The following is a 24,322-nucleotide window of genomic DNA, read 5'->3' on the forward strand; positions in this document are numbered from 1 at the left end:
CCCGTGATCACCGCTCCCCCCGATCGGTGCTCCGTCAACCAGTACACCCACCAGGACCGGCGAACCACGTGAGCTCCTCTTCCTCCACCAGGCGCCTGTCGCACCCCCAGGGGCGACAGGGGGACCGTGGCGCTTACCGACTGGTGCGTACCCCGCCGGCCCGGGTGGGTCCCCCTCGTCTGGACGCCACACAGCGCTCCGTGGTTGACCACGGCGCCGGTCCACTGCTCGTCCTCGCAGGTCCGGGCACCGGGAAAACCACCACCCTCGTCGAGTCCGTGGCGGCCCGGATCGCCCGCGGGGGCGACCCCGAGCGCATCCTGGTGCTCACGTTCAGCCGCAAGGCGGCCGTGGAGCTGCGGGACCGGATGGCGCATCGCATGGGCGCCGCCCGCGCGCCCCAGGCGACCACCTTCCACTCGTACTGCTACGCCCTGATCCGCGCCCACCAGGACGCCGACCTGTTCGTGGAACCCCTGCGGCTGCTGTCAGGACCCGAGCAGGACGTGGCCGTCCGTGAACTGCTCGCGGGCCAGCTCGACCTCCAGCGGCTCGGTCTCGCGCATGTGCGCTGGCCGGACGAACTGCGCGCCTGCCTCACCACGCGCGGCTTCGCCGACGAGGTCCGCGCGGTGCTCGCCCGCAGCCGCGAACTGGGCCTCGACCCCGCTGCCCTGGACGCCTTCGCACACCGCATCGGCCGCCCCGACTGGCGCGCCGCCGCCGCCTTCCTCGCCGAGTACCTCGACGTGCTCGATCTGCACGGCGTGATCGACTACGCGGAACTCGTCCACCGTGCGGTCCTCCTCGCCCACCGCCCCGAGGTGGCCGAGCGGCTCGCCGCGCGGTACGACGCCGTGTTCGTCGACGAGTACCAGGACACCGACCCGGCCCAGGTGCGGCTGCTGCACGCCCTCGCCGGCGGCGGCCGCAGCCTGGTCGCCTTCGGCGACCCCGACCAGTCGATCTACACCTTCCGGGGTGCCGACGTGAACGGCATCCTGGACTTCCCCGACGACTTCCCCCGCCCCGACGGCCGTCCGGCCCCCGTCGAGGTCCTGCGCACCTCCCGCCGCTCCGGTGCCGCCCTCCTGGCCGCCACCCGGCTGCTCACCCAGCGGATGCCCCTGACCCGCCTCCCGGCCGAGAAGGTCCGCGCCCACCGCGAGCTGACCGCCGCACGCGACGGCGGCCGCGTCGAGGTCTACACGTACCCGACCCCCGGCACCGAACTGGACAACGTCGCCGACATCCTGCGCCGCGCGCACCTGGAGGACGGCGTGCCCTGGAGCGAGATGGCCGTACTGGTACGCGCCGGCTCCCGCACGATCCCGACGGTCCGCCGCGCCCTCACCGCCGCCGGCGTCCCCCTCGACATCGACGGCGACGATCTCCCCCTGCGCCACGAACCCGCCGTGGCACCCCTGCTGACGGCCCTGCGGGCGGTGGCGACGGCGGAGGCCTCCGCAGCACCGGCGGGGGAAGAGGACCCCGAGGCCGGCGCGGACGCCTGCTGGCTCGACACCGAGACCGCCCTCACCCTCCTCGCCTCCCCGCTCGCCGGCATGGACGCCGCCGATCTGCGCCGCCTAGGCCGGGCACTGCGCGAGGAGGAGCGCGCCGCGGGCAACGCGCTGCCGCCACCCTCCGACGAGCTGCTCGCCCGGGCCCTGGCCGAGCCGGAGCGGCTGGTCGCCCATGACCCGACGTACGCGCGCGGTGCCCAGCGCCTCGGCGCGCTGCTGGCGACGGCCAGGGCGGGCCTCGCGCGGGGCGGTACGGCCGAGGAGGCGCTGTGGGGCCTGTGGGACGGCACGCCCTGGCCCACACGTCTGGAGCGGGCCGCCCGGCGCGGCGGCGCGGCCGGCCGTAACGCCGACCGGGACCTGGACGCCGTGTGCGCGCTCTTCGCCACCGCCGCGCGCGCGGAGGAGCGCACCGGCGGCCGGGGCGCCCTGAACTTCCTGGCCGAGATCGAGGCCGAGGACATCGCCGCCGACACCCTCACCCGGCGTGCCGTGCGCCCCGACGCCGTACGTCTGATGACCGCCCACCGCGCCAAGGGCCTGGAATGGCGCCTGGTCGTCGTGGCCGGCGTCCAGGAAGGCCTGTGGCCGGACCTGCGCCGCCGGGGCTCCCTCCTGGAGGCGGACCGCATCGGCCGCGACGGACTCGCCGAGCCGCTCACCCCGGGAGCGCTGCTCGCCGAGGAGCGCCGCCTGTTCTACGTCGCCGCCACGCGCGCGCGGGAGCGGCTCGTCGTCACCGCCGTGAAGGCGCCCGCCGACGACGGCGACCAGCCCTCCCGCTTCCTGACCGAACTCGGCGTCGAGCCCAAGGACGTCACCGGCCGCCCGCGCCGCCCCCTGGCGGTCGCCGCGCTGGTCGCCGAACTGCGCGCCACGACGGTCGACCCGCGCGCCTCCGCCACCCTCCGGGAGGCCGCCGCCCGCCGTCTGGCCCGGCTGGCCGCGCTCGCCGACGAGGACGGCAGGCCCCTGGTGCCGTCCGCCCACCCGTACCGCTGGTGGGGCATGTTCGAGCCGACCGAGAGCAAGGTGCCGTTGCGCGACCGCGACCAGCCCGTCGTGCTCTCCGGCAGCGCCCTCGACCAGCTCGCCAACACCTGTGCCCTCCAGTGGTTCCTGGGCCGCGAGGTGAAGGCCGACGCCCCCGCCACCGTCGCCCAGGGGTTCGGCAACGTGGTGCACGTCCTCGCCGACGAGGTCGCCTCCGGGCACACCCCGGCCGACCTCGACGTCCTCATGGAGCGACTCGACTCCGTGTGGAACGCCCTCGCGTTCGACGCCCCGTGGAAGTCCGCGCAGGAGAAGACACACGCGCGTGTGGCGCTCGAACGCTTCCTGAAGTGGCATGTGATGGACCGCAGGGGCCGCACACCGGTCGCCAGCGAGCACGACTTCGACGTCACCCTCGAAGCGGGCGAGTACGAGGTGCGCATCCGCGGCCAGATGGACCGTGTCGAGGCCGACGCCGAAGGCCGTGCGTACGTCGTCGACTTCAAGACCGGCAAACACGCGCCGACCGCCCGCGAGGTGGAGCGCCACCCCCAGCTCGCCGTGTACCAGCTCGCCGTCCGCGAGGGCGCCGTCGACGAGGCCTTCGACGGCGTACGGCCCACACCGGGCGGCGCCGAACTCGTCCAGCTGCGGCAGAGCGCCGCCAAGCGGGACGGCGGCGAGAGCCTGCCCAAGGTGCAGGCGCAGGAAGCCCTCGAGGGCGCGGCGGGGGAGTGGGTCGGTGACCTGCTCGCCACGGCGGCCGGCAAGGTCCTCGACGAGCGCTTCACGCCGACCGCCGGCCAGCAGTGCACCCACTGCGCGTTCCGCGCCGCGTGCAGCGCCCGGCCCGAGGGACGGCACGTGGTCGAGTGACAGACCCGTGTGACGGACCGCACCACTGGTGCTGACCTGCGCTTCTCTCGTTCTCTGCGGGCGATTTGTCATCGACTGTCAGTGCCCGCCGCTAGCCTCTCCACATGCCCGCCCGTATCAGCGATCCCGAGCAGCTCAAGGAGCTCCTCGGGATCCCCTTCACCCCGGAGCAGACGGCCTGCATCACCGCGCCGCCCGCCCCGCAGGTGATCGTGGCCGGAGCCGGGTCGGGCAAGACGACGGTGATGGCCGCGCGCGTGGTGTGGCTGGTCGGCACCGGCCAGGTCGCCTCCGACCAGGTCCTCGGCCTGACCTTCACCAACAAGGCCGCCGGAGAACTCGCCGAGCGCGTCCGCAAGGCACTGGTAAAGGCGGGCGTCACCGACCCCGACGTCATCGACCCGGACAACCCGCCGGGCGAGCCGGTGATCTCCACCTACCACTCCTTCGCGGGTCGCCTGCTGACCGACCACGGCCTGCGCATCGGCCTGGAGCCGACGTCCCGCCTGCTCGCCGACGCCACCCGCTACCAGCTCGCCGCGCGTGTGCTGCGCGAGGCCCCCGGCCCCTACCCGTCGCTCACCCGCTCCTTCGCCGACCTGATCAGCGACCTCCTCGCGCTCGACGCCGAACTCGCCGAACACCTCGTCCGGTCCGAGGACCTGCGTGCGTGGGACGCCGGACTGCTGAACGGCCTGGAGGGCGCCAGACTCACCAACGCCGACCTGCGCAAGGTGCCCGAGGCGGCCGCCGCCCGGCGCGAACTGGCCGAGCTGGTGCTGCGCTACCGGACCGCCAAGCGTGAGCGCGACCTGCTCGACTTCGGCGACCAGATCGCCCTGGCGGCCCGGCTCGCCCAGGTTCCCGAAGTGGGCCCGATCCTGCGCGAGGAGTTCCGTGTGGTCCTCCTCGACGAGTACCAGGACACGTCGGTGGCCCAGCGCATCCTCCTGGCCGGCCTGTTCGGCGGCGGCACCGGGCACCCCGTGACCGCCGTCGGCGACCCCTGCCAGGCCATCTACGGCTGGCGCGGCGCCTCCGTGGCGAACCTCGACGACTTCCCCGAGCACTTCGCGCACACCGACGGAAGCAGGGCGCGCCGCCAGTCGCTCAGCGAGAACCGCCGCAGCGGCGGCCGCCTCCTGGACCTCGCCAACGGCCTCGCCGAGCCGCTGCGCGCCATGCACGCGGGCGTGGAGGCCCTGCGCCCGGCCCCCGGTGCCGAGCGCGACGGAGCGGTCCGCTGCGCCCTCCTGAACACGCACGCCGAGGAGATGGACTGGATCGCCGACTCCATCGCCCACCTCGTGCGCACCGGCAAGGCACCCGGTGAGATCGCCGTCCTGTGCCGCACGGCCACCGACTTCGCGGAGATCCAGGGCGCGCTGGTCGCCCGGGACATCCCCGTCGAGGTGGTGGGTCTCTCCGGTCTCCTGCACCTGCCCGAGGTCGCCGACCTGGTCGCCGTCTGCGAGGTCCTCCAGGACCCCGGCGCCAACGCCTCCCTGGTCCGCCTGCTCACCGGCCCGCGCTGGCGCATCGGCCCCCGCGACCTCGCGCTCCTGGGCCGAAGGGCACGACTGCTCGTCACCCACGCGCGCGGGGACGGCGACGACGACCCGGACCGCCGCCTCGCCGAGGCCGTCGAGGGGATCGACCCGTCCGAGGTGATATCGCTCGCGGACGCCCTCGACACCTTCCTGGAGACGCCCCTGTACGGCGGCGGTGCCGGGTACGACGACGGGCTGCCCTTCTCGCCGGACGCGCGCGTGCGGTTCGCGCGACTCGCCACCGAACTGCGCGACCTGCGCCGTTCCCTGTCCGACCCCTTGATGGACGTATTGCACCGCGTCCTCGCCGTCACCGGCCTCGAGGTCGAACTGTCGGCGTCCCCGCAGGCCCTGGCCGCCCGGCGCCGCGAGACCCTGTCCAACTTCCTCGACATCGCCGCCTCCTTCGCCGCGAGCGAGAGCCAGGCGAGCCTGCTGGCCTTCCTCGCTTTCCTGCGCACCGCCGCCCAGTACGAGAAGGGCCTCGACAACGCCCTCCCCGGCGGCGAGAACACCGTCAAGGTGCTCACCGCGCACAAGTCCAAGGGCCTGGAGTGGGACGTCGTCGCCGTCCCCGGCCTGGTCACCGGAACCTTCCCCAGCGGCCAGGGCCGCGAGAAGTGGACCGCCCAGGCCAAGGTGCTGCCGCACGCACTGCGCGGCGACGCCGACACCCTCCCCGACCTCGACTCCTGGGACGCGCGGGGCATGAAGGCCTTCCACGAGGCCATGAAGGACCACCAGCACACCGAGGAACTCCGCCTCGGCTACGTCACCTTCACCCGCCCCCGCTCCCTGCTCCTCGGGTCCGGCCACTGGTGGGGGCCCACTCAGAAGAAGCCCCGCGGCCCGTCCGACTTCCTCCAGGAGCTGTACCGGCACTGCGCGGCCGGGCACGGCGAGATCGAGGCCTGGGCGGACGAACCGGAGGAGGGCGCGGAGAACCCCGTCCTGCACCGGGCGACGGCCGACCAGGTCTGGCCGCTTCCCCTGGACGACGACTCCCTCGCCCGCCGCCGCGCCGCCGCCGAGACCGTCCTCGCCCACCTGGAGGACCTCGCCTCGCACCAGGACGGCCACCCCGGCGCCACCCACGACCCGGACACCTACGACGACCCGGACTGGCCCCCGCCACCGGACGAGGACGAGCTCTCCTACGAGCCCGAGTACGACGAGCCGCAGTACGACGACGCCGAATACGGCAATCCCGAGTACGACGAGCCGTCCCATGACGAGCCGTCCTATGGCGAGCCGTCCTACGACGAGTCCGACCCGTTCGGGGACGCGCCCTTCGCGGACACCCCCCTCGCCGTGCCCCACCAGGCGACGGCCCCCGAGCTTCCCGCGACCCGCCCGCGCAGGCACTCCCTCACCCCTGAGGAAGCCCGCGCCGTCGCCTCCTGGGACCGTGACCTCGACGCGCTCGCCGGCGAGCTGCTCCGCGCCCGCCGGAGCGTCACGGACGTGACCCTGCCCACGACCCTGACCGCCTCGCAGGTGCTGCGGCTGGCCGCCGACCCGGACGGTCTCGCGCAGGAACTCGCACGCCCCATGCCACGCCCCCCGCAACCGGCCGCGCGCCGGGGCACCAGGTTCCACGCATGGGTGGAGGCCCGCTTCGAGGAGTTGACGCTCCCCCTGCTGGAACCGCACGAGCTGCCCGGCGACGACGCCGAGATCGCCGACGAACGCGACCTGGAAGCCCTCAAGGAAGCCTTCGAGAGCACCGAGTACGCCCACCGCACGCCGTACCGCGTCGAGGCCCCCTTCCAGCTCGCCCTCGCCGGCCGCGTCGTTCGGGGCCGTATCGACGCGGTCTACAAGGAGGGCGACGGAGACACGGCCACCTACGACATCGTCGACTGGAAGACCCACCGGGCCCGCACCGCCGACCCCCTTCAGCTCGCCCTCTACCGGCTCGCGTGGGCCGAGCAGCAGGGTGTGCCCGTGGAATCCGTCACAGCGGCGTTCCTCTACGTACGCGGCGGCGACGTCGTACGGCCGGAGGGTCTGCCCGATCGTGCGGCCCTGGAGCGCCTGTTGACGGGGGAAGACGGCGCCGAGGACGACGGTGGCGGACCGGCCGCGCAAGTAAACCCTGCGCAAGGGCCCGGCGAGGATGTCGGTGCGGGCCGTTAGGCTCGTGACCATGAGCCATACCGTTGACAGTGCCGTCAGCGCCGTCCGCACGTACATCGAGCAGCACCGCGCCGCCTTCCTCGACGACCTCGCCGAATGGCTGCGCATCCCGTCGGTGTCGGCGCAGCCCGACCACGCCCCCGACGTACGGCGCAGCGCGGACTGGCTCGCGGCCAAGCTCAAGGAGACCGGCTTCCCGACCGTCGAGGTCTGGCAGACGCCGGGCGCGCCGGCCGTCTACGCGGAGTGGCCGTCCGGCGATCCGCAGGCTCCCACCGTCCTGGTCTACGGCCATCACGACGTGCAGCCCGCCGCCCGCGAGGACGGCTGGGACACCGACCCCTTCGAGCCCGTCGTCCGCGGAAACCGCCTGCACGCGCGGGGAGCGGCCGACGACAAGGGCCAGGTCTTCTTCCACACCCTCGGTGTCCGCGCCCATCTCGCCGCCACCGGCCGCCGGGCCCCGGCCGTCGGCCTCAAGCTGCTGATCGAGGGCGAGGAGGAGTCCAGCTCCCCGAACTTCCGCGCCCTGGTCGAGGAGCAGGCGGAACGGCTCGCCGCGGATGCCGTGATCGTCTCCGACACCGGTATGTGGTCCGAGGACACCCCCACGGTGTGCACCGGCATGCGCGGCCTCGCCGAGTGCGAGATCCGGCTGTTCGGCCCCGACCAGGACATCCACTCGGGCTCCTTCGGCGGTGCCGTGCCCAACCCGGCCACCGCGGCCGCCCGCCTTGTCGCGGCCCTGCACGACGAGCACGCACGCGTGGCCGTTCCCGGCTTCTACGACGGCATCGTCGAGCTCACCGACCGCGAGCGCGAGCTCTTCGCGGAGCTGCCGTTCGACGAGGACCGGTGGCTGCGCACAGCCAGGTCGCGCGCCACCCACGGCGAGGCCGGACACACCACCCTGGAGCGCGTCTGGGCCCGCCCCACCGCCGAGGTCAACGGCATCGGCGGCGGCTACCAGGGCCCGGGCAGCAAAACGATCATCCCGTCCTCGGCCTTTGTGAAGCTGTCGTTCCGGCTGGTCGCCGGCCAGGACCCCGAGCACGTGGAGAAGGCCGTTCGCGACTGGGCCGCCGAGCAGCTGCCCGCCGGGATCCGGCACGAGATCACGTTCAGCCCGGCCACGCGCCCTTGTCTGACCCCGCTGGACCATCCGGCCCTCCGGTCCGTGGTCCGCGCCATGGGCCGCGCCTTCGAAGGGCCCGTCCGCTTCACCCGGGAAGGCGGCTCGGGACCGGCCGCCGACCTTCAGGAGGTCCTCGGCGCCCCCGTGCTCTTCCTGGGCATCTCCGTCCCCTCGGACGGCTGGCACGCGCCGAACGAGAAGGTCGAGCTGGATCTCCTCCTCAAGGGCGTCGAGACCACCGCGTACCTCTGGGGCGACCTGGCCGAGAACTGGCGTCATGCGCCCTGACGCCCCCGCACGGTCCGGAGGGGAGACGCGCGCGGGGCACACTGGAAAGACCGCCCCGCACCGCGACACCGCACCGGAACCGGTCGTCCGCTGCCGTACGTCCCGCTGAACCGCCCGCCGAAACAACCGTTCCACCGGGGGAGTTGGAAGTACCCGTGACCACCTGGACCGACCAGAACGCCGATCGACCCATCTCGCTCACCGCGCCGAGCGGTGTCGACCGGGCCGCCCACCACCGGCTCGACGAGGCCTGGCTCGCCGCGGCGTGGAGCCACCCCACGACGCGTTGCTTCGTCGTCTCCGGCGGTCAGGTCCTCATCGACGAGACGTCCGAAGGCCACACCGAGCTCCTCATGACCCCGTCGTTCGAGGCGCCCCTCACCGAGGCGCACCGCTACTTCCTGGGGACCGACGAGGACGGCGTCAGCTACTTCGCCCTCCAGAAGGACGCGCTGCCCGGCCGTATCGACCAGTCCGCGCGCCCGGCCGGTCTGCGGGAGGCCGGCCTGCTGCTGTCGCCGCGCGAGACGGGACTGATGGTCCACGCGGTGGCCCTGGAGAACTGGCAGCGCCTGCACCGCTTCTGCTCCCGCTGCGGCGAGCGCACGGTGATCGCCGCGGCCGGCCATATCCGCCGCTGCCCGGCCTGTGGTGCCGAGCACTACCCGCGCACCGACCCCGCGGTGATCATGGCCGTCACGGACGAGGAGGACCGCATCCTGCTCGGTCGCCAGGTCCACTGGCCCGAGGGCCGCTTCTCGACCCTCGCCGGCTTCGTCGAGCCGGGCGAGTCCATCGAGCAGTCCGTGCGCCGCGAGGTCTTCGAGGAGGCAGGCGTCACCGTCGGCCAGGTCGACTACATCGCCAGCCAGCCCTGGCCCTTCCCGTCCAGCCTCATGCTGGGCTTCATGGCCCGCGCCACGTCCACCGAGATCAACGTCGACGGCGACGAGATCCACGAGGCCCGCTGGTTCTCCCGCGACGAACTCGGCGCCGCCTTCGAGTCCGGCGAGGTGCTGCCCCCCTACGGCATCTCCATCGCGGCCCGTCTGATCGAGCTCTGGTACGGCAAGCCGCTGCCGACCCGCAGCTTCATCTGACCCACGACGCGAGAAGGGCGGCCCCCCGAGGTATCGGGGGGCCGCCCTTCTCGCGTACGGCTACGCGCCGAACGCGGTCACGCGCCGATCTTCTGCTTCACCTGCGCCAGCGACGGGTTCGTCAGCGTGGAGCCGTCGGGGAACAGCACGGTCGGAACCGTCTGGTTTCCGCCATTGGCCTTCTCCACGAACGCCGCGGAATCCGGGTCCTGCTCGATGTTGATCTCGGTGTATCCGATGCCCTCGCGGTCGAGCTGCTTCTTCAGCCGCTGGCAGTAGCCGCACCACGTGGTGCTGTACATCGTCACAGTGCCCAGCATGTCTCTTGTGCTCCTTCGGCGGGTCGGGGCAGGCGGTTGCAGAGGGAGAACGTACTTGAAAGGGCCACCATTCCCGCCGGGTGGCATTCCCTCGAGGCATGGACCTCCGAGGGTGACACTCGCCGCATTCATACGACTGCGAGGGCCCACCTGTGGACAACCGGCTCGCCCGTCTCCGCCGACCTGGCAGCATGGCCATGTGACAGCAGCAACGCACTCCCCCCTCTTCCCGCAGGTACCGGACTCGGCCGACGCGGTGCTCGAAGGGCTCGACCCCGAGCAGCGCGAGGTGGCCACCGCCCTGCACGGTCCGGTGTGCGTGCTGGCAGGAGCGGGCACGGGCAAGACCCGGGCGATCACCCACCGCATCGCCTACGGGGTACGCGCAGGCATCCTGAACCCCTCCAGTGTGCTGGCCGTCACCTTCACCAACCGTGCCGCCGGGGAGATGCGGGGCCGGCTGCGCCTGCTCGGCGCCCAGGGCGTCCAGGCCCGCACCTTCCACTCCGCGGCCCTGCGTCAGCTTCAGTACTTCTGGCCGAAAGCGATCGGTGGCTCCCTGCCCCGGCTCGCCGACCGCAAGATCCAGCTCGTCGCCGACGCGGCGGCCGCCTGCCGCATCCGTCTCGACCGGGGCGAGCTGCGGGACGCCACCGCGGAGATCGAGTGGTCCAAGGTCACCCAGACCGTCCCCGCCGACTACGCCCTGGCCGCCGCCAAGGCGGGCCGCGAGATCCCCCGCGACCCCGCCGAGATCGCCCAGCTCTACGCGGCCTACGAGGACCTCAAGCGGCAGCGCGGTGTCATCGACTTCGAGGACGTCCTGCTGCTGACCGTCGCCGTCCTCCAGGACCGGCACGACATCGCCGAGCAGGTCCGCGCCCAGTACCAGCACTTCGTGGTCGACGAGTACCAGGACGTCAGCCCGCTCCAGCAGCGCCTGCTGGAACTGTGGCTCGGCGAGCGGGACGACCTGTGCGTGGTCGGGGACGCCAGCCAGACGATCTACTCCTTCACCGGAGCCACCCCCGACCACCTCCTCGACTTCCGCACCCGCCACCCCGGCGCCACCGTCGTCAAGCTGGTCCGCGACTACCGCTCCACCCCCCAGGTCGTCCACCTCGCCAACGGTCTGCTCTCCCAGGCCCGGGGCCGCGCCGCGGACCACCGTCTGGAGCTCGTCTCCCAGCGCGGCCCGGGACCCGAGCCCGGCTACGGCGACTACCCCGACGAGCCCGCCGAGGCCGAGGGCGCGGCCCGCCGGATCCGCGAGCTTCTCGACGCCGGCGTCCCGGCCGCGGAGATCGCCGTCCTGTTCCGCACCAACGCACAGTCGGAGACGTACGAGCAGGCACTCGCCGACCGCGGCATCCCGTACCAGCTGCGCGGCGCGGAGCGCTTCTTCGACCGCCCCGAGGTCCGCAAGGCGGGCGTCGCCCTGCGCGGCGCGGCCCGTTTCGGCGGCAACGACACCCTCCTCGAGGACGCCGTCGACCTGCCCTCCCAGGTACGTGCCGTCCTCTCGGGGGAGGGCTGGACACCGCAGCCGCCGGCCGGCTCCGGAGCCGTCAGAGAACGCTGGGAGTCACTGGCGGCGCTGGTCAGCCTCGCGCAGGACTTCGCCGCCGCGCAGTCCGGCGCCACCCTCGCCGACCTGGTCGCCGAGCTCGACGAACGGGCGAACGCCCAGCACGCCCCGACCGTCCAGGGCGTCACCCTGGCCTCCCTGCACTCGGCCAAGGGCCTGGAGTGGGACGTCGTCTTCCTGGTCGGTGTCGCCGAGGGCATGATGCCGATCAGCTACGCCAAGACCGACGAGCAGATCGAGGAGGAGCGCCGTCTCCTCTACGTCGGAGTCACCCGGGCCCGGGAGCGCCTGTATGTCTCCTGGGCGCTCTCCCGCTCACCCGGCGGCCGTCCGAGCCGCCGTCCCAGCCGCTTCCTCGACGGCCTGCGTCCCGGGTCGGGCGCCGCCGCCGGCCGCGGTGGCAACGGTGCCAACGGAGGCACCGGAGGCATCGAGCGCGGCTTCACCGGTGCCGCGGCGGGTGCCCCCGTCGAGCGGCGCCGGACCCAGCGGACCCCGGCCCGCTGCCGGGTCTGCGGGCGCACCCTGACCGACGCCGGCGAGATGAAGCTGATGCGCTGCGAGGAGTGCCCCTCCGACATGGACGAGGGGCTGTACGAACGGCTGCGCGACTGGCGGGCGGTCCAGGCACAGCGGGCGGGACAGCCCGCGTTCTGTGTCTTCACCGACAAGACCCTGATGGCGATCGCCGAGACCGTCCCCGAGCAGGAGGGCGAGCTCGCGCGGATCCCGGGGGTCGGCGTACGCAAGCTCAACCGCTACGGAGCCGATGTCCTGGCCATCTGCGCAGGCCAAGACGTCGAAGGGGGCGACGAGGGGGACTGAGGGCGGACGACTGGGCAACTGATCCGAACTCGTCGAAAAAATAGTTTGCGCATGCCCCGGCAATCCCCATAGGTTCTTAGACACGGGAACGGCGGCCTTCTCGAAGGCCCTGATTCCGTGCTGTACTTGCATACCCGCCGGACCGGATTCACCCCCGGTCCCCCGAGACGCCGAGAGGAGGCGATTCCAGTGATCATCATCAACCGCAGCTCCACCGCGAAACTGACCGATCCCTCGGTCGTCTCCACGTGCATCCTCGACGCCTCGATCCTGGGCACCGGTCTGTCCGGCATTCGTGCCGACCGGTCGGCGTGCTCCTCCGTTGCCTCCGCGGGTCTTCCCAGCCGCGAGCGCAATGAGCGACCGACCGAGGCACTGGAAGCAGTAGGGGCACAGGCGCAGGCCTATGCCTTTACGGCAGCCGGTGCCGGAGCCCGGAAGCAGACGACGCAGCACCACCTGATGTGGGCCTTCCGTGGGCCAGAACCCTGGAGTGATCCAGCCTGATCTTCGATCAGGCCGGCGCCTTCAGGGCCGCGGAACCCACCCGGGATCCGCGGCCCTTCTGTTTGCCCCGAACCACGGGGACGGCGGAGCGAAGGGGCCTCGGGACAAGAAAAGAACCCGGTACCCAGCCGACACCCGGTCCTACAGGACCGGACCGACAGACGAGGAAAGACGAACCGTGCAACTCGAAGCGCACGCCCCGTCAGTACCGCCTTCCGAAACGATCCCCCCGCCCGGCCTCACGGAGGACTCCACCTTGACCCCGCTCACGGCGCTCACCGCGCTCGACGACGCCATCGAGAACCTCGGCGTACCCGTCCCCTGCCGTTCCTACGACCCGGAGGTCTTCTTCGCCGAGTCGCCGGCCGACGTCGAGTACGCCAAGTCCCTCTGCCGCACCTGCCCGCTGATGGAGGCCTGCCTCGCCGGCGCCAAGGAGCGGCGCGAGCCCTGGGGCGTCTGGGGTGGCGAGCTGTTCGTCCAGGGCGTCGTCGTCGCCCGGAAGCGGCCGCGTGGCCGCCCGCGCAAGAACCCGGTCACAGCATGAACACCGCAGGAACGATCGACCGCCCCCTCACGCAAGACCCCAAGAAGCAGGCCCCGATGAAGCCGTTCCCCAGCGAGCCCGCAGGCTCCGCGACCGAAGACATCACCACCACCGGCGCGTACGACTCGCGTCAGAACAGGACACGCGAGATGCAACTCATCCCAGAAGCCCTGGCTCGTGCGCATATGCACGACCGACTGCACGAGGCCGAGCGGGAACGCCGGGCGCTGCGCCTGGCGACCGCTCGCCGGATGCAGCGCCGGGCCGAGCGCGCCTCGCTGCGCGCCCGGCGGGCGCTCGCCATGGCCGTGATGCAGTAACCACACACACCTGAAGCGGTGGCCTCCCGACAGGGGAGACGAAGCTCTCCCCGCGGGGGCCGGTCCGTCCGAACGGACCGGCCCCCGCGGTGCGTTGTGCGGGCGATCCACCGCCGCGGCGTTATCGTCCCGAAGATGACGAGTCCTCCCGGAGACGGTGACCGAGGCGGTTCCCCGACGGAGCCCCGCCCCCTCGTGTGTGCCCGCTGCGGCGCCCGGGCCGAGGAGCCCCCGCCCGTCACCTGGACCTGCTCCGTGGAGAACGGCGTCCGGCGCTACTTCTGCGAGGCCTGTGCCCGCGAGAACCTCAGGGCGATCGAAGGTCGACTGGACTCGGAGTGGTGGTGAATCGCGTCACAGACCGGTGAGGAGGTCCAGGAGCTCACGCCTCCGCGACCGAATCCTCCGCCTCGAAGGCCTCCAGGACGTCCGCCGCGAGGAACCCGGGCAGCCACTCCTCCAACTCCTCGCGCAGCCGCACCGTCGCGCCGAGCTGGCACAGCACGCCGATCGTGCTGAGCGTCACCCGATGTATCAGCAGATAGGCCGGCGGCAGGTTGAGCTGCTTGCCCAGCTGATGCGCGGGGGAGCGGGGGTCGGCGATCCGGGCCGCCTGGCTGCGCATCCAGCCGCGGCTGAACGTGAATTCGTCCACCTGGGCCGGCTCGATGATCGGCAGGAGGTAGTCGAGGACCGCGTCGGGATCCAGCTCGATGGAGTCCTTGACGAAGCCCTCCGTGCGGAGGAGTTCGTAGACCGCCTCCGCCTCACCGTCGAGAGTCATGCGCAGGGACTCGCCGATCGGGTCCGGCAGACCGCCCGGTAGCCGGTCCACCGTGCCGAAGTCCAGGACGCCCAGGCGCCAGTCGTCCTCGCCGTCCGGTCCGCCCGGCAGAAGGCGGAAGTTGCCGGGGTGCGGGTCGGCGTGGAGCAGGCCGGTGCGGGCCGGGCCGGAGAACAGGAACCGGGACAGCAGCTGGCCGGCCCGGTCGCGCTGCTCCTGGGTGCCGTCGGTGATCACCTCGGACAGGGGTACACCGTCGATCCACTCGGTGACCAGCACCTGGTCGCGCTGGTGGACCACCGCCGGGATCACCACGTCGGGATCGCCGGCGAACTCTTCCGCGTGGGCCTGCTGGGCCTGTGCCTCCAGGCTGTAGTCGAGCTCCTCGGAGACCCGGTCCTTGAGCTCGGCGATCAGTGGCTTGACGTCCATGCCCGGGATGAGGGGGCCCAACAGGCGTGCGAAGCGGCTGAGTTGGTTCAGGTCGGACAGCAAGGCCTCACCGGCCCCGGGGTATTGGACCTTGACCGCGACCTCCCGGCCGTCGTGCCACACCGCTCGGTGCACCTGCCCGATCGAGGCCGCCGCGGCCGGCTTGTCGTCGAACTCCAGGAACAGCTCGGGCCAGTCCTCACCGAGCCGTTCCGCGAGCACGGAGTGCATCGTGCGGGTAGGCATCGGCGGCGCCGCGTCCTGGAGCTTGGTGAGGGCGGCGCGGTAGGGACCGGCGACCTCCTCGGGCAGGGCGGACTCGAAGACGGACATGGCCTGCCCGAACTTCATCGCACCGCCCTTCAGCTCGCCCAGCACCTTGAACAGCTGCTCGGCGGTGCGCTGCTGTAGTTCGCGGCCGACGATCTCCGCGGACTCGCCCACGATCCGCTTGCCCAGACCCCAGGTCGCCCGCCCGGCGAAGCCGAGCGGGAGCGCGGCGAGTTTGGCGGTCCGGGTGACCGCCTTCCGGGGAAGATCAGACATGCGCCCTCCAAGTACCGGCCAGCCGCGCGGCGTCCGTCGTACGGCAGAACTCCTGCGAATGCTGCACTGCCATTGTCGCGTGCGTTCCCCGGTCCTCGGAGATGTGTTCCTGCTTACCTTTCTCCGCGGCCCCGCACGGGCAGGCGGAATGGGGCCATACCGGGCGGGCGTGCCACTGGAGGGTGGGAACGGAAACCTCCCAGCGGGCTCCGGCGCTCGACGGGGTCCGGCCGTCGAGGAAGATGAGCGCGTGGGCGGCCGCCAGCCCGGCGACGGTCGTGGCCAGCGTCACATCGCAGGCGCGCGCCGCGCGCCTTCTCCCGGAGTGCCACTGGGCGACCAGCCGCGGCCAGGCCGGGTCCCGGTCGGTGCGCTCCTGATGCAGACAGCCCGCGCAGCCCGTCTCACCCGGCAGGACGAGCGGGCCGACGACGCCCGTCCCCTCAACGACCCCGGCATAGAGGTGCGGTGTGCCCGAGACGATCAGAGGCTCCGCCGCCGAGGGGTCGGGCGCGTGCACGGACACGTCGTCCCGCGGGGCGATGATCACCAGGGAGAAGCCGGGTGTGTCCGCCTCGGCCGGTGGCCCCGGGCCTCTGCGAGGTGCGGGGCCCGGGGCGGCCCGGCGTACGGCGCGGCGGGCCGACTCGTCCCGACGCTCGCCGACCGCCTCGGCGGGCAGGCCGCCCGGTGCGATGTCCCCGGGCTCCACCCGGCCGCCGTCCCGCACGTCCACCTCGCCGACCCCCGCACCCGAGAGCAGCGCCGCCAGCACCGCGCCGACCCGCCCTGCGCCCCGCACCTGGACCCGCAGCCGGCGTCGGACGGTCAGGTGCTCGATCGCGTCGCCCGGCTCCGAGGTGAGGAGGGACAGTGCGGCGAGGTCGGGGCGCAGCCGGTCCAGGACCTCTTTCCGCTCCCGCAGATCGGCGGCCTCCGGCCCGCCGCCGCGCGCGTCGTCGAGCAGCCCCGCCCGCGCCAGCCGCTCCACCAGCCGGTCGACATGGCCGTCGGGCAGGTCCATACGGCGGCCCTCCTCGCGCAGCAGCGCCAGCCCGCGGGTGCCGTCCAGCAGGTCGAGGAAACTGCCCGTCGCCGTGTCCACCGGGCCGAGTGTCAGCGCGTGCGCCGGTGTCATCCCGAACTGCACCGTGTTGAGGTCGCGCCAGCCGCGCCGCAGCGCGGGCTTCACCATCGGATGCATCAAAGGCCCCCGTATGCCTTATGCCTGGAAACTCCCCGTCACATCGGCGGAGCGGGGGCGTGGGGGTGTCCTCGCTCCGCCGACGAGTGCCAGCATGCCCGGAGCCGCTCGAGCGTGCCGAAAGTTGTCCACAGGCAGGGGCATTCATCGTACAAATCCGTCGTACGAGGCAAACACGGCACGCCGGATCGGAACCTGACCGTCCCGGAGTCGGGACTTCCCCCGTGTGCAGCGGGTAACGTCGGGGCGTGTCCGCCGACCCATTGCACCGCGCCGGAACACCACAGCGCAGCACGACGAGCCAGCCGCCGAGCGGCCCACGGGCGAGCGCGATCGAGGTCCGCAGGAGCGCCCGTCGACGTCGGACGGTCTCCGCGTACCGCGAGGGCGATCGCACCATCGTGCTCATCCCTGCCCGGATGTCCGAGGCCGAGGAGCAACGCTGGGTGAGCGTCATGCTCGACAAGCTCGCCGCCCAGGAGAGCCGGCGTGTCCCGGGCGACGCGGAGTTGGCCGAGCGTGCCGAGCGGCTGTCGGCCCAGTGCTTCGGCGGCCGGGCCCGGCCCGCCTCGGTCCGCTGGGTGACCAACCAGAACACCCGCTGGGGCTCGTGCACACCGGCCGAGGGCAGCATCCGCCTGTCGCACCGTCTGAAGGGCATGCCCGAGTACGTCATCGACTACGTCCTCGCCCACGAGCTCGCGCATCTGCTCGTGCCCGGGCACGGCCCCGACTTCTGGCGGTTGCTGGAGGCGTACCCGCGCACCGAGCGCGCCCGTGGCTACCTCGAGGGCGTCGTCGCGGCCGAAAGGCTGCCCCACCTGCCCGCCGCGGGCGAGGAGTGACCTGCGGCGTACGCGGTGAGCCCGTCCCCCGTCGCGTGACGTTGGTTGTGTACCGGGTCTGTACCGACATCGTGCGTTGTCCGACTTTGCCGTTAGCCTGACGCGACGCATTCACAATCGGGATGGGGGACGGTCGTTACGCATGCCCAGGGAATTCCAGCGCGGCCACAAGGCCAGGATCAGTGACCTCACCGCGGGCACCGATCTGTACGTAGGCGTGCAGATCACCGCTCCCGGCCTGACCTTCGACATCAGCTGCTTCGGCCTCGACGCCGACGAGCGGCTCTCGGACGACCGGTACTTCATCTTCTTCAACCAGCCGAAGTCGCCCGAGGAGTCCATCCAGCTCCTGGGCGCCCAGGCGGGCGACACGGAGTCCTTCCGCATCACCCTCGACCGGATTCCGCCGCAGATCCAGAAGCTGTCCTTCACGGCGACCCTCGACGGCGCCGGGCAGATGTCGCAGATCAACCCCGGCTATCTCCGCATCGTCGCGGGCGGCGAGGAAGTGGCCCGCTACGCGTTCAACGGCTCCGAGTTCTCCAGCGAGCGGGCCGTGATGCTGGGTGACTTCTACCTGAAGGACGTGTGGCGGTTCGCGGCCGTCGGACAGGGCTTCGACGGCGGTCTGGACGCGCTGCTGAAGAACTTCGGCGGCGAGGTCGCCGAGGAGGAGGCGCCCGCCGCGCCGCAGCAGCCGCAGGCCGGTGCCGCCACTCCCGGCTTCGCCCCGCCCGCGTTCGGCGCACCGTCCGCGCCCGCACCGGCGCCCGCTCCGGCGCAGCCGCAGCCCGCCGCGCAGGGCTTCGCGCCCCCGCCCGGCGCGACCCCGCCGCCCCCCGCCCCGGCGCCCGCGCCCTCGGTGCACGCCGCACCGACCATCGTCGCGCCCCTGACCCCGCCCGGCGGCGGCCACGTACCGCCTCCCGCCCCGGCCCCGGCGCCCTACGGTCAGCCGCCCCAGCAGCAGCCGTACGGTCAGGGACCCGCGCCGACCGCGCCCATGCCCCCCGGCTACGGCCAGCAGCCTCAGGCACCCCAGAGCCCGCAGGCCCCGCCCGGCTACGGTCAGCCTCCGCAGCCGCCCGGCTACGGCCAGCAGCAGCCCCCGTTCGGCCAGGTCCCGGGCCAGCAGGCCTACGGCGTACCGCAGGGCGCGCCCCAGGGCGGTGCCGGGGTGGCCGCGGCGCTCCAGCAGTTCAAGGAGACGCCCACCGGACAGCGCTGGACGCAGCAGAACAAGAAGCTGATCCGTGTCGACCTCGGCATGGGCGGCCAGCCCGTGCTCGCCCGCCAGGGCAGCATGGTGCTCTACCAGGGCAAGGTCGACTTCAGCTACAAGGGCGCGGGCTTCGCCGGCCGGATCGTGGGCAACGCGACCGGCCAGGAGATGCAGCTGATGCGCTGCACCGGCCAGGGACAGGTGTTCCTCGCCGAGAACTCCACGATGCTGCACCCCATCGAACTCCAGGGTGACGGCATCTGCGTCTCCGCGGAGAACGTCCTCGCCTTCGACGAGAGCCTCCAGTACGAGGTCCGCCGCATCGAAGGGCACGGCATCCCCGGCGGCGCCCTGTTCACCATGCAGTTCACGGGCACCGGCACGATCGTCGTCAAGACGCACGGCACGCCCGTCGTCCTGCCGGTCACCCCCACCACGTTCGCCGACTGCAACGCTGTCGTCGCCTGGTCGTCCGCCGCCCAGGTGGTCGTCTCCAGCCAGGTCCGCATGCGCCGCAACGCCTACCCCGGCGACACCGGGGAGAGCGTCAACCTCCAGTTCCGGGGCGCTCCCGGCAACTTCATCGTCGTCCAGCCGTACGAGGTCTGAGGGAGCCCGTCATGAACCAGCCACTCGCGGGCTATGCCCCCGCACCCGTCACCGCCCGTATGGAGAACCACGGCAACCACATGCTGAAGGTCGCCCTCCAGACGGGGAACGACCTCCTCGCGCGCGTGGGTTCGATGGTCGCCTACGAGGGCTTCGTGCAGTACGAGCCCAACCCGCCGGCCGTGCGCCAGATCGCGCGCGACTGGATGACCGGCGAGGGCGCGCCCCTGATGAAGTGCTCGGGCGACGGTCTGCTCTACCTCGCCGACTACGGCGCCAACGTCGTCGTGATCAACCTCAACGGCGACGGCATCTCCGTCAACGCCACCAATCTGCTCGCCTTCGACGCCCACCTCACCTGGGGTGTCGAGCGCGTCAAGGGGCTCGCGAAGTTCGCCGGTCAGGGCCTGTGGAACACCAAGATCTCCGGGCAGGGCTGGGTCGCGCTGACCTCCCGGGGCAAGCCGATCGTCGTCGACTGCGGCGGCGGCGAGGACGAGACGTACGTCGACCCCGACGCGCTCGTCGCCTGGTCGCCGAACCTCAAGGTGAAGGGCAAGCGCAGCTTCAAGGCGCAGTCGCTCATCGGCCGGGGCAGCGGCGAGGCCTACCAGATGGCCTTCTCCGGCCAGGGCATCGTCGTCGTCCAGCCCAGTGAGGACAGCACCGACCGCCTCCGGGTCCGGGGCTGAGGGGGAGCCAGAAACGCCATGCAGAGCTCACTTTTCGCGCACAACGACTCGCAGACCCAGGAGCGCTGGAGTCTCCAGAACAAGCAGATGCTCCGGGTCAGCCTGGAGGGCCACGACGACATCCTCGCCCGCAAGGGCACGATGGTCGCCTACCAGGGTCTGATGGAGTTCGACGCCGAGTACCAGAACAACCAGCAGGGACGCGCGCGTGCGCACACGGGCGAGGGCCTGGACCTGATGCGCTGCCACGGGCAGGGCACGGTCTATCTCGCCAACCTCGCCCAGCACGTCCACGTCATGGACGTGGAGCAGGACGGCCTGACCGTGGACAGCAGCTATGTCCTGGCCATGGACTCCTCGCTGCACCACGAGGCCATCGCCGTCGACAGCCTCTACGGCATCTCCGGCTCCGGGAAGTACCAGCTCAACATCACCGGCCGCGGCAAGGTCGCCCTGATGACCTCGGGCGCGCCGCTGATGATGCAGGTCACGCCCGACAAGTACGTCAACTGCGACGCCGACGCCATCGTCGCCTGGTCCACCGGGCTGCGGGTGCAGATGCAGGCCCAGACGCACTCCTCCGGGGTGTGGCGCCGACGCGGCAGCACCGGTGAGGGCTGGGAGCTCAGCTTCATGGGCACCGGCTACGCGCTCGTCCAGCCCAGCGAGCTGCTGCCGCCGCAGAACGCCCAGATCGGCTCCGGCCTGGCCGCCCAGTACGGCATGGGACAGCAGGGCGTACGGCAACAGAACCAGGGCAACGTCTGGAGCTGACCGTCCGGAAAGCAGACGTAAGGGGCGGCCGCCAGGAGGTCGCCCCTTACCTGTTCCGGATCACAGCCGCCCGTCCACCCACCTTCCGGCTCACAGCCGCGCGCGAGTCGCCTCCAGTAGCCGTACGACCGACTCGTCGGCCACGCTTCCGACCTCGTCATAGGCGAACCAGCGCAGGTCGAGGGACTCGTCGCTGATGGCCTCCACGGCCCCGGCCGGAGCGAGCGCCGCGTACTGGACGTCGTAGTGCCACGCGCACGGCGTGTGATGCCGGTCCAGGCGCACGGGGCCGCCGGGCAGCAGGGCCAGCCCCTCGATGCCGGACTCCTCGGTCGCCTCGCGCAGGGCGGCGGCCGGCAGGGTCTCGTCGGCCGGCTCGCAGTGGCCTCCCATCTGGAGCCACATCCGCATCTTCTTGTGCAGGGTCAGCAGCACCCGGCCGCGCTCCGGGTCGATCACCAGCGCGCTCGCCGTGATGTGGCCGTCCCCGCAGGCCTTCCACATGCCGTCCGGGTGCGCCCCGAGATGGTCCAGATAGGCCTGGCGCAGCTCTTGCTGGCCCTCGTACCCCTTCAGGACGAGGACCGCGTCGTCGTACAGGCTCACTCGGTGTCGTCGTCCTTGGAGTCGGTGCCGTGGTCGTCCTTCTTCAGGTTCGGCTTGTCGCCGGAGCCGCCGCTCGCCGCCTCGCCGAGCATCTTGTCCAGCTCGGAGAAGTCCAGCTGCTCGCGGTGCACGAAGCCGTCCGGGTCGTCCAGGTCGGACGCCGTGGGCAGCATGTCCGGGTGGGCCCACAGGGCGTCACGGCCGTCGACCCCGCGCGCGTCCGTGAGGGACGCCCACAGGCGGGAGGCGTCACGCAGGCGGCGCGGACGCAGCTCCAGGCCGATCAGCGTCGCGAACGTCTGCTCCGCCGGACCGCCCGAGGCGCGACGGCGGCGCAGCGTCTCGCGCAGGGCGTCCGCGGACGACAGACGCGGTTTCGCGGCCGCGTGCACCACGGCGTCCACCCAGCCCTCCACGAGCGCCAGGGCCGTCTCCAGACGGGCCAGGGCGGCCTTCTGTGCCGGGGTGTCCTCCGGCTGGAACATGCCCTGCTGGAGCGCGTCCTGCAACTGCTCCGGGTTCTGCGGGTCGAACTGACCGACCACGTCCTCCAGCTTGGCCGTGTCGACCTTGATCCCGCGCGCGTAGCCCTCGACGGCGCCGAACAGGTGCGAGCGCAGCCACGGCACATGAGCGAACAGACGCTGGTGAGCGGCCTCGCGCAGCGCGAGGTACAGCCGCACCTCGTCCTTCGTCACGCCCAGGTCCTTGCCGAACGCCTCGATGTTCACCGGCAGCAGCGCGGCACGCCCGGCCGGGCCGAGGGGCAGGCCGATGTCGGTCGAGCCGACGACCTCGCCCGCGAGCACGCCCACGGCCTGGCCGATCTGCGAGCCGAACATCGCGCCGCCCATCGAGCGCATCATGCCGATCAGCGGGCCGGCCATGGCCTGCATCTCCTCCGGCAGGACGTCGCCCATGGCCGCGCCGACGCGCTCGGCGACCGGGTCGACGAGCTCCTTCCACGCGGGCAGGGTCGCCTCGACCCACTCCGCGCGGGACCACGCCACCGCCGTGCCGGCGCCGGACGGCAGGGACGTCGCGTCGTCCAGCCAGAGATCGGCCAGCCGGACGGCCTCCTGGACCGCGGTGCGCTCGGAGGGGCCGACGCTGGCATCCTTCACGCCGTCGGCGGTGCCCTGGGCGACCGTCTGGCGGGCGATCTGCTTGGCCATGTCCCAGTTCACCGGGCCGCCCTCGTAGGAGAGCATCTGGCCCAGCTGCTGGAAGGCGGCTCCCAGGTCGTTGGGGTTCAGTGAACCGAACATCGCGGCGAGCGGGTTGTCCGCACCGGGGGCGCCAAAGCCTCCGGCGCCGGGCAGCCCGCCGAAACCGAACGGGTTGGCCGGTCCCTGACCACCGCCGCTCTGCGAGTCCTTCTTCTTGCCCTCGTCGCCGTCTTCCGGCTCCTCCGGCGGAAGGCCGAATCCGAATGGGGTGTCACTCACGGGGTTCCTCGGCTGGTAAGGCCACCGGCTATCGGCCGGCGGCGACTGCCCTGCAACACCACCCAGCGTAGACACCCCGGCTCGATCGGGCCTCGGTGCTTCGCCGACTCCTGGCCTGCGGCAGGATGGATGCCACTGGTACGTACGCGTCACTCGCGCCCGTATGCCAAGACAACCGCTGGAGACACCTGGTGAGTTCCCCAGATCCGCAGGTTCGCGCAGCGCGAAACCACTCAACCCCGGCCGGCGCGCGCGGGCCCGTAGTCGCCGTGACCGGTGCCGCCACCGGGGTCGGCGCGCTGCTCACCGAGCGGCTCGCCGCGTCCGAGGAGGTCAAGCAGGTCGTCGCCATCGACGAGCGGCGTGGCGAGTGCGACGCGGCGACGTGGCACATCCTCGACGTCCGCGACCCGGCGATCGCCGAGAAGCTGCGCGGCGCGGACGTCGTCGTCCACCTCGCGCTCGACCTCGACCTGGGGAGTGACGCCGCCGCCCGGACGGCCTACAACGTGCGCGGCACGCAGACCGTGCTGACGGCCGCCGCGGCGGCCGGGGTGCACCGCGTGGTGCTGTGCACCTCCGCGATGGTCTACGGCGCGCTCGAGGACAACGAGCTGCCGCTCTCGGAGGACGCGGAGCTGCGGGCCACCGCGGAGGCGACCGGTGTCGGGGACCTCCTGGAAATCGAACGGCTGGCCCGGCGCGCGCCCCGGGCGCATCCGGGGCTCAACGTCACCGTGGTGCGGCCCGCGGTGCTGGTCGGCGGTACGGACACCGCGCTGACGCGGTACTTCGAGTCGCCGCGGCTACTGGTCGTCGCCGGGTCGCGGCCGACCTGGCAGTTCTGCCATGTCGAGGACCTGGTGAGCGCTCTGGAGTACGCCGTCCAGGAGAAGGTCGACGGCGAGCTGGCCGTCGGCTGCGACGGATGGCTGGAGCAGGAGGAGGTCGAGGAGCTCAGCGGGATCCGGCGCATGGAGCTGCCGTCGGCGGTCGCGCTGGGCGCCGCCGCTCGACTGCACCGGATCGGGCTGACGCCGTCGCCGGCCGGGGACCTGGCCTACACGATGTACCCCTGGGTGGTGAGCGGGAGCCGGCTGCACGACGCGGGGTGGCGGCCGCGGTGGACCAATGAGGAGGTCCTCGCGGAACTGCTGGAGGAGGTGGCCGGGCGGCACACGGTCGTCGGGCGGCGACTGGGGCGCAAGGACGCGACCGCGGCGGGCGCGGCCGGAGCGACGGTCGCTCTGTTGGGTGCGGCGGCTGTGGTGCGGCGGGCCCGAAAGGCTCGGCGGCGGTGAGCATGGGGGCGCGGGCGGCGGTGAGCGTGGGCGCGCGGCCTGCGCTTGTCGCCCCCGCCGCCCCTTCCCGTTCCCATCCCTGGCGGCTGCGCCCTCAGACCCCAAGCTCTCCCCGGACCCTCCTGTCGGCCCTGAAAGGGCCTCG

The 24,322-nt window shown here is 72.3% G+C and carries 19 protein-coding genes; 14 read left to right on the forward strand and 5 right to left on the reverse strand.

Annotation, left to right across the window (positions count from 1 at the left end; translation table 11 throughout):
• Positions 1–68: 68 nt before the first annotated feature.
• The 4 genes from G9272_RS29555 to nudC all read left to right on the forward strand — a co-directional run bounded on the left by G9272_RS29555 (position 69) and on the right by nudC (position 9,607).
• Complete coding sequence (locus tag G9272_RS29555; protein ID WP_171399345.1) at positions 69–3,395, forward strand: ATP-dependent helicase; 3,327 nt, start codon at positions 69–71, stop codon at positions 3,393–3,395.
• A 104-nt stretch (positions 3,396–3,499) separates the two neighbouring features.
• Positions 3,500–7,084, forward strand: a complete 3,585-nt coding sequence (locus G9272_RS29560) for an ATP-dependent DNA helicase (RefSeq protein WP_171399346.1) — start codon at positions 3,500–3,502, stop codon at positions 7,082–7,084.
• Positions 7,085–7,094: 10 nt separating this feature from the next.
• Positions 7,095–8,507, forward strand: coding sequence for a dipeptidase (locus tag G9272_RS29565; protein ID WP_171399347.1), 1,413 nt, complete (start codon positions 7,095–7,097; stop codon positions 8,505–8,507).
• A 155-nt stretch (positions 8,508–8,662) separates the two neighbouring features.
• Positions 8,663–9,607 carry an NAD(+) diphosphatase gene (nudC, locus tag G9272_RS29570; protein ID WP_171399348.1) on the forward strand — a complete coding sequence of 315 codons (945 nt, stop codon included), beginning with the start codon at positions 8,663–8,665 and terminating at the stop codon, positions 9,605–9,607.
• 77 nt (positions 9,608–9,684) lie between these two features.
• Here nudC and G9272_RS29575 read toward each other — a convergent pair whose 3' ends face one another.
• The gene (locus G9272_RS29575) at positions 9,685–9,927 is read right to left on the reverse strand and encodes a mycoredoxin (RefSeq protein WP_171399349.1); all 243 of its coding nucleotides are present in this window, start codon (positions 9,925–9,927) and stop codon (positions 9,685–9,687) included.
• Positions 9,928–10,126: 199 nt separating this feature from the next.
• Here G9272_RS29575 and G9272_RS29580 point away from each other — a divergent pair, with 199 nt between their 5' ends.
• The 5 genes from G9272_RS29580 (at position 10,127) to G9272_RS29600 (ending at position 14,062) form a co-directional block, all read left to right on the forward strand.
• On the forward strand, positions 10,127–12,340 hold the full coding sequence (locus G9272_RS29580; RefSeq protein WP_171399350.1) for an ATP-dependent DNA helicase UvrD2: 2,214 nt from the start codon (positions 10,127–10,129) through the stop codon (positions 12,338–12,340).
• Between the two features lie 189 nt (positions 12,341–12,529).
• Positions 12,530–12,847: a hypothetical protein gene (locus G9272_RS29585; protein ID WP_171399351.1), complete on the forward strand. Its 318-nt coding sequence runs from the start codon at positions 12,530–12,532 to the stop codon at positions 12,845–12,847.
• Between the two features lie 178 nt (positions 12,848–13,025).
• Positions 13,026–13,394, forward strand: coding sequence for a WhiB family transcriptional regulator (locus G9272_RS29590; RefSeq protein WP_005480495.1), 369 nt, complete (start codon positions 13,026–13,028; stop codon positions 13,392–13,394).
• The gene (locus G9272_RS29595) at positions 13,391–13,714 is read left to right on the forward strand and encodes a hypothetical protein (RefSeq protein WP_062642339.1); all 324 of its coding nucleotides are present in this window, start codon (positions 13,391–13,393) and stop codon (positions 13,712–13,714) included. The genes G9272_RS29590 and G9272_RS29595 overlap by 4 nt, the downstream gene beginning before the upstream one ends.
• A 135-nt stretch (positions 13,715–13,849) precedes the next feature.
• Complete coding sequence (locus G9272_RS29600) at positions 13,850–14,062, forward strand: hypothetical protein (protein ID WP_171399352.1); 213 nt, start codon at positions 13,850–13,852, stop codon at positions 14,060–14,062.
• A gap of 34 nt (positions 14,063–14,096) precedes the next feature.
• Here G9272_RS29600 and G9272_RS29605 read toward each other — a convergent pair whose 3' ends face one another.
• A complete protein-coding gene (locus G9272_RS29605; protein WP_171399353.1) occupies positions 14,097–15,476 on the reverse strand; it encodes an ABC1 kinase family protein in 1,380 nt (459 codons plus the stop codon).
• Complete coding sequence (locus G9272_RS29610) at positions 15,469–16,680, reverse strand: TOMM precursor leader peptide-binding protein (protein WP_171399354.1); 1,212 nt, start codon at positions 16,678–16,680, stop codon at positions 15,469–15,471. Before G9272_RS29610 ends, G9272_RS29605 begins: the two co-directional genes overlap by 8 nt.
• Before the next feature lie 248 nt (positions 16,681–16,928).
• Between G9272_RS29610 and G9272_RS29615 the strand changes: the two genes are divergently transcribed.
• The 4 genes from G9272_RS29615 to G9272_RS29630 all read left to right on the forward strand — a co-directional run bounded on the left by G9272_RS29615 (position 16,929) and on the right by G9272_RS29630 (position 20,822).
• On the forward strand, positions 16,929–17,525 hold the full coding sequence (locus G9272_RS29615) for a M48 metallopeptidase family protein (protein ID WP_171399355.1): 597 nt from the start codon (positions 16,929–16,931) through the stop codon (positions 17,523–17,525).
• Between the two features lie 142 nt (positions 17,526–17,667).
• The gene (locus tag G9272_RS29620; protein ID WP_171399356.1) at positions 17,668–19,356 is read left to right on the forward strand and encodes a TerD family protein; all 1,689 of its coding nucleotides are present in this window, start codon (positions 17,668–17,670) and stop codon (positions 19,354–19,356) included.
• Positions 19,357–19,367: 11 nt separating this feature from the next.
• A complete protein-coding gene (locus tag G9272_RS29625) occupies positions 19,368–20,048 on the forward strand; it encodes an AIM24 family protein (RefSeq protein ID WP_020130800.1) in 681 nt (226 codons plus the stop codon).
• A gap of 18 nt (positions 20,049–20,066) precedes the next feature.
• Positions 20,067–20,822, forward strand: coding sequence for an AIM24 family protein (locus tag G9272_RS29630; RefSeq protein WP_171399357.1), 756 nt, complete (start codon positions 20,067–20,069; stop codon positions 20,820–20,822).
• Between the two features lie 90 nt (positions 20,823–20,912).
• Here the strand turns inward: G9272_RS29630 and G9272_RS29635 are convergent, their stop codons facing one another.
• Positions 20,913–21,428: an NUDIX hydrolase gene (locus G9272_RS29635; protein ID WP_171399358.1), complete on the reverse strand. Its 516-nt coding sequence runs from the start codon at positions 21,426–21,428 to the stop codon at positions 20,913–20,915.
• A complete protein-coding gene (locus tag G9272_RS29640; RefSeq protein ID WP_171399359.1) occupies positions 21,425–22,876 on the reverse strand; it encodes a zinc-dependent metalloprotease in 1,452 nt (483 codons plus the stop codon). The genes G9272_RS29635 and G9272_RS29640 overlap by 4 nt, the downstream gene beginning before the upstream one ends.
• Positions 22,877–23,067: 191 nt before the next feature.
• Between G9272_RS29640 and G9272_RS29645 the strand changes: the two genes are divergently transcribed.
• Positions 23,068–24,177, forward strand: coding sequence for an SDR family oxidoreductase (locus G9272_RS29645; RefSeq protein ID WP_171399360.1), 1,110 nt, complete (start codon positions 23,068–23,070; stop codon positions 24,175–24,177).
• The last annotated feature ends 145 nt before the right edge of the window (positions 24,178–24,322 follow it).

The sequence above is a fragment of the Streptomyces asoensis genome, assembly GCF_013085465.1.
In the GTDB taxonomy this organism is placed as follows: domain Bacteria; phylum Actinomycetota; class Actinomycetes; order Streptomycetales; family Streptomycetaceae; genus Streptomyces; species Streptomyces cacaoi_A.

Bases quoted from the DNA above. Each gene is read 5' to 3' on its own strand.
- G9272_RS29565 (WP_171399347.1), top strand. From the start codon at position 7,095: ATGAGCCATACCGTTGACAGTGCCGTCAGCGCCGTCCGCACGTACATC.
- G9272_RS29625 (WP_020130800.1), top strand. From the start codon at position 19,368: ATGAACCAGCCACTCGCGGGCTATGCCCCCGCACCCGTCACCGCCCGT.
- G9272_RS29560 (WP_171399346.1), top strand. From the start codon at position 3,500: ATGCCCGCCCGTATCAGCGATCCCGAGCAGCTCAAGGAGCTCCTCGGG.
- G9272_RS29595 (WP_062642339.1), top strand. From the start codon at position 13,391: ATGAACACCGCAGGAACGATCGACCGCCCCCTCACGCAAGACCCCAAG.
- G9272_RS29620 (WP_171399356.1), top strand. From the start codon at position 17,668: ATGCCCAGGGAATTCCAGCGCGGCCACAAGGCCAGGATCAGTGACCTC.
- G9272_RS29575 (WP_171399349.1), bottom strand. From the start codon at position 9,927: ATGCTGGGCACTGTGACGATGTACAGCACCACGTGGTGCGGCTACTGC.
- G9272_RS29630 (WP_171399357.1), top strand. From the start codon at position 20,067: ATGCAGAGCTCACTTTTCGCGCACAACGACTCGCAGACCCAGGAGCGC.
- G9272_RS29605 (WP_171399353.1), bottom strand. From the start codon at position 15,476: ATGTCTGATCTTCCCCGGAAGGCGGTCACCCGGACCGCCAAACTCGCC.
- G9272_RS29610 (WP_171399354.1), bottom strand. From the start codon at position 16,680: ATGCATCCGATGGTGAAGCCCGCGCTGCGGCGCGGCTGGCGCGACCTC.
- G9272_RS29600 (WP_171399352.1), top strand. From the start codon at position 13,850: ATGACGAGTCCTCCCGGAGACGGTGACCGAGGCGGTTCCCCGACGGAG.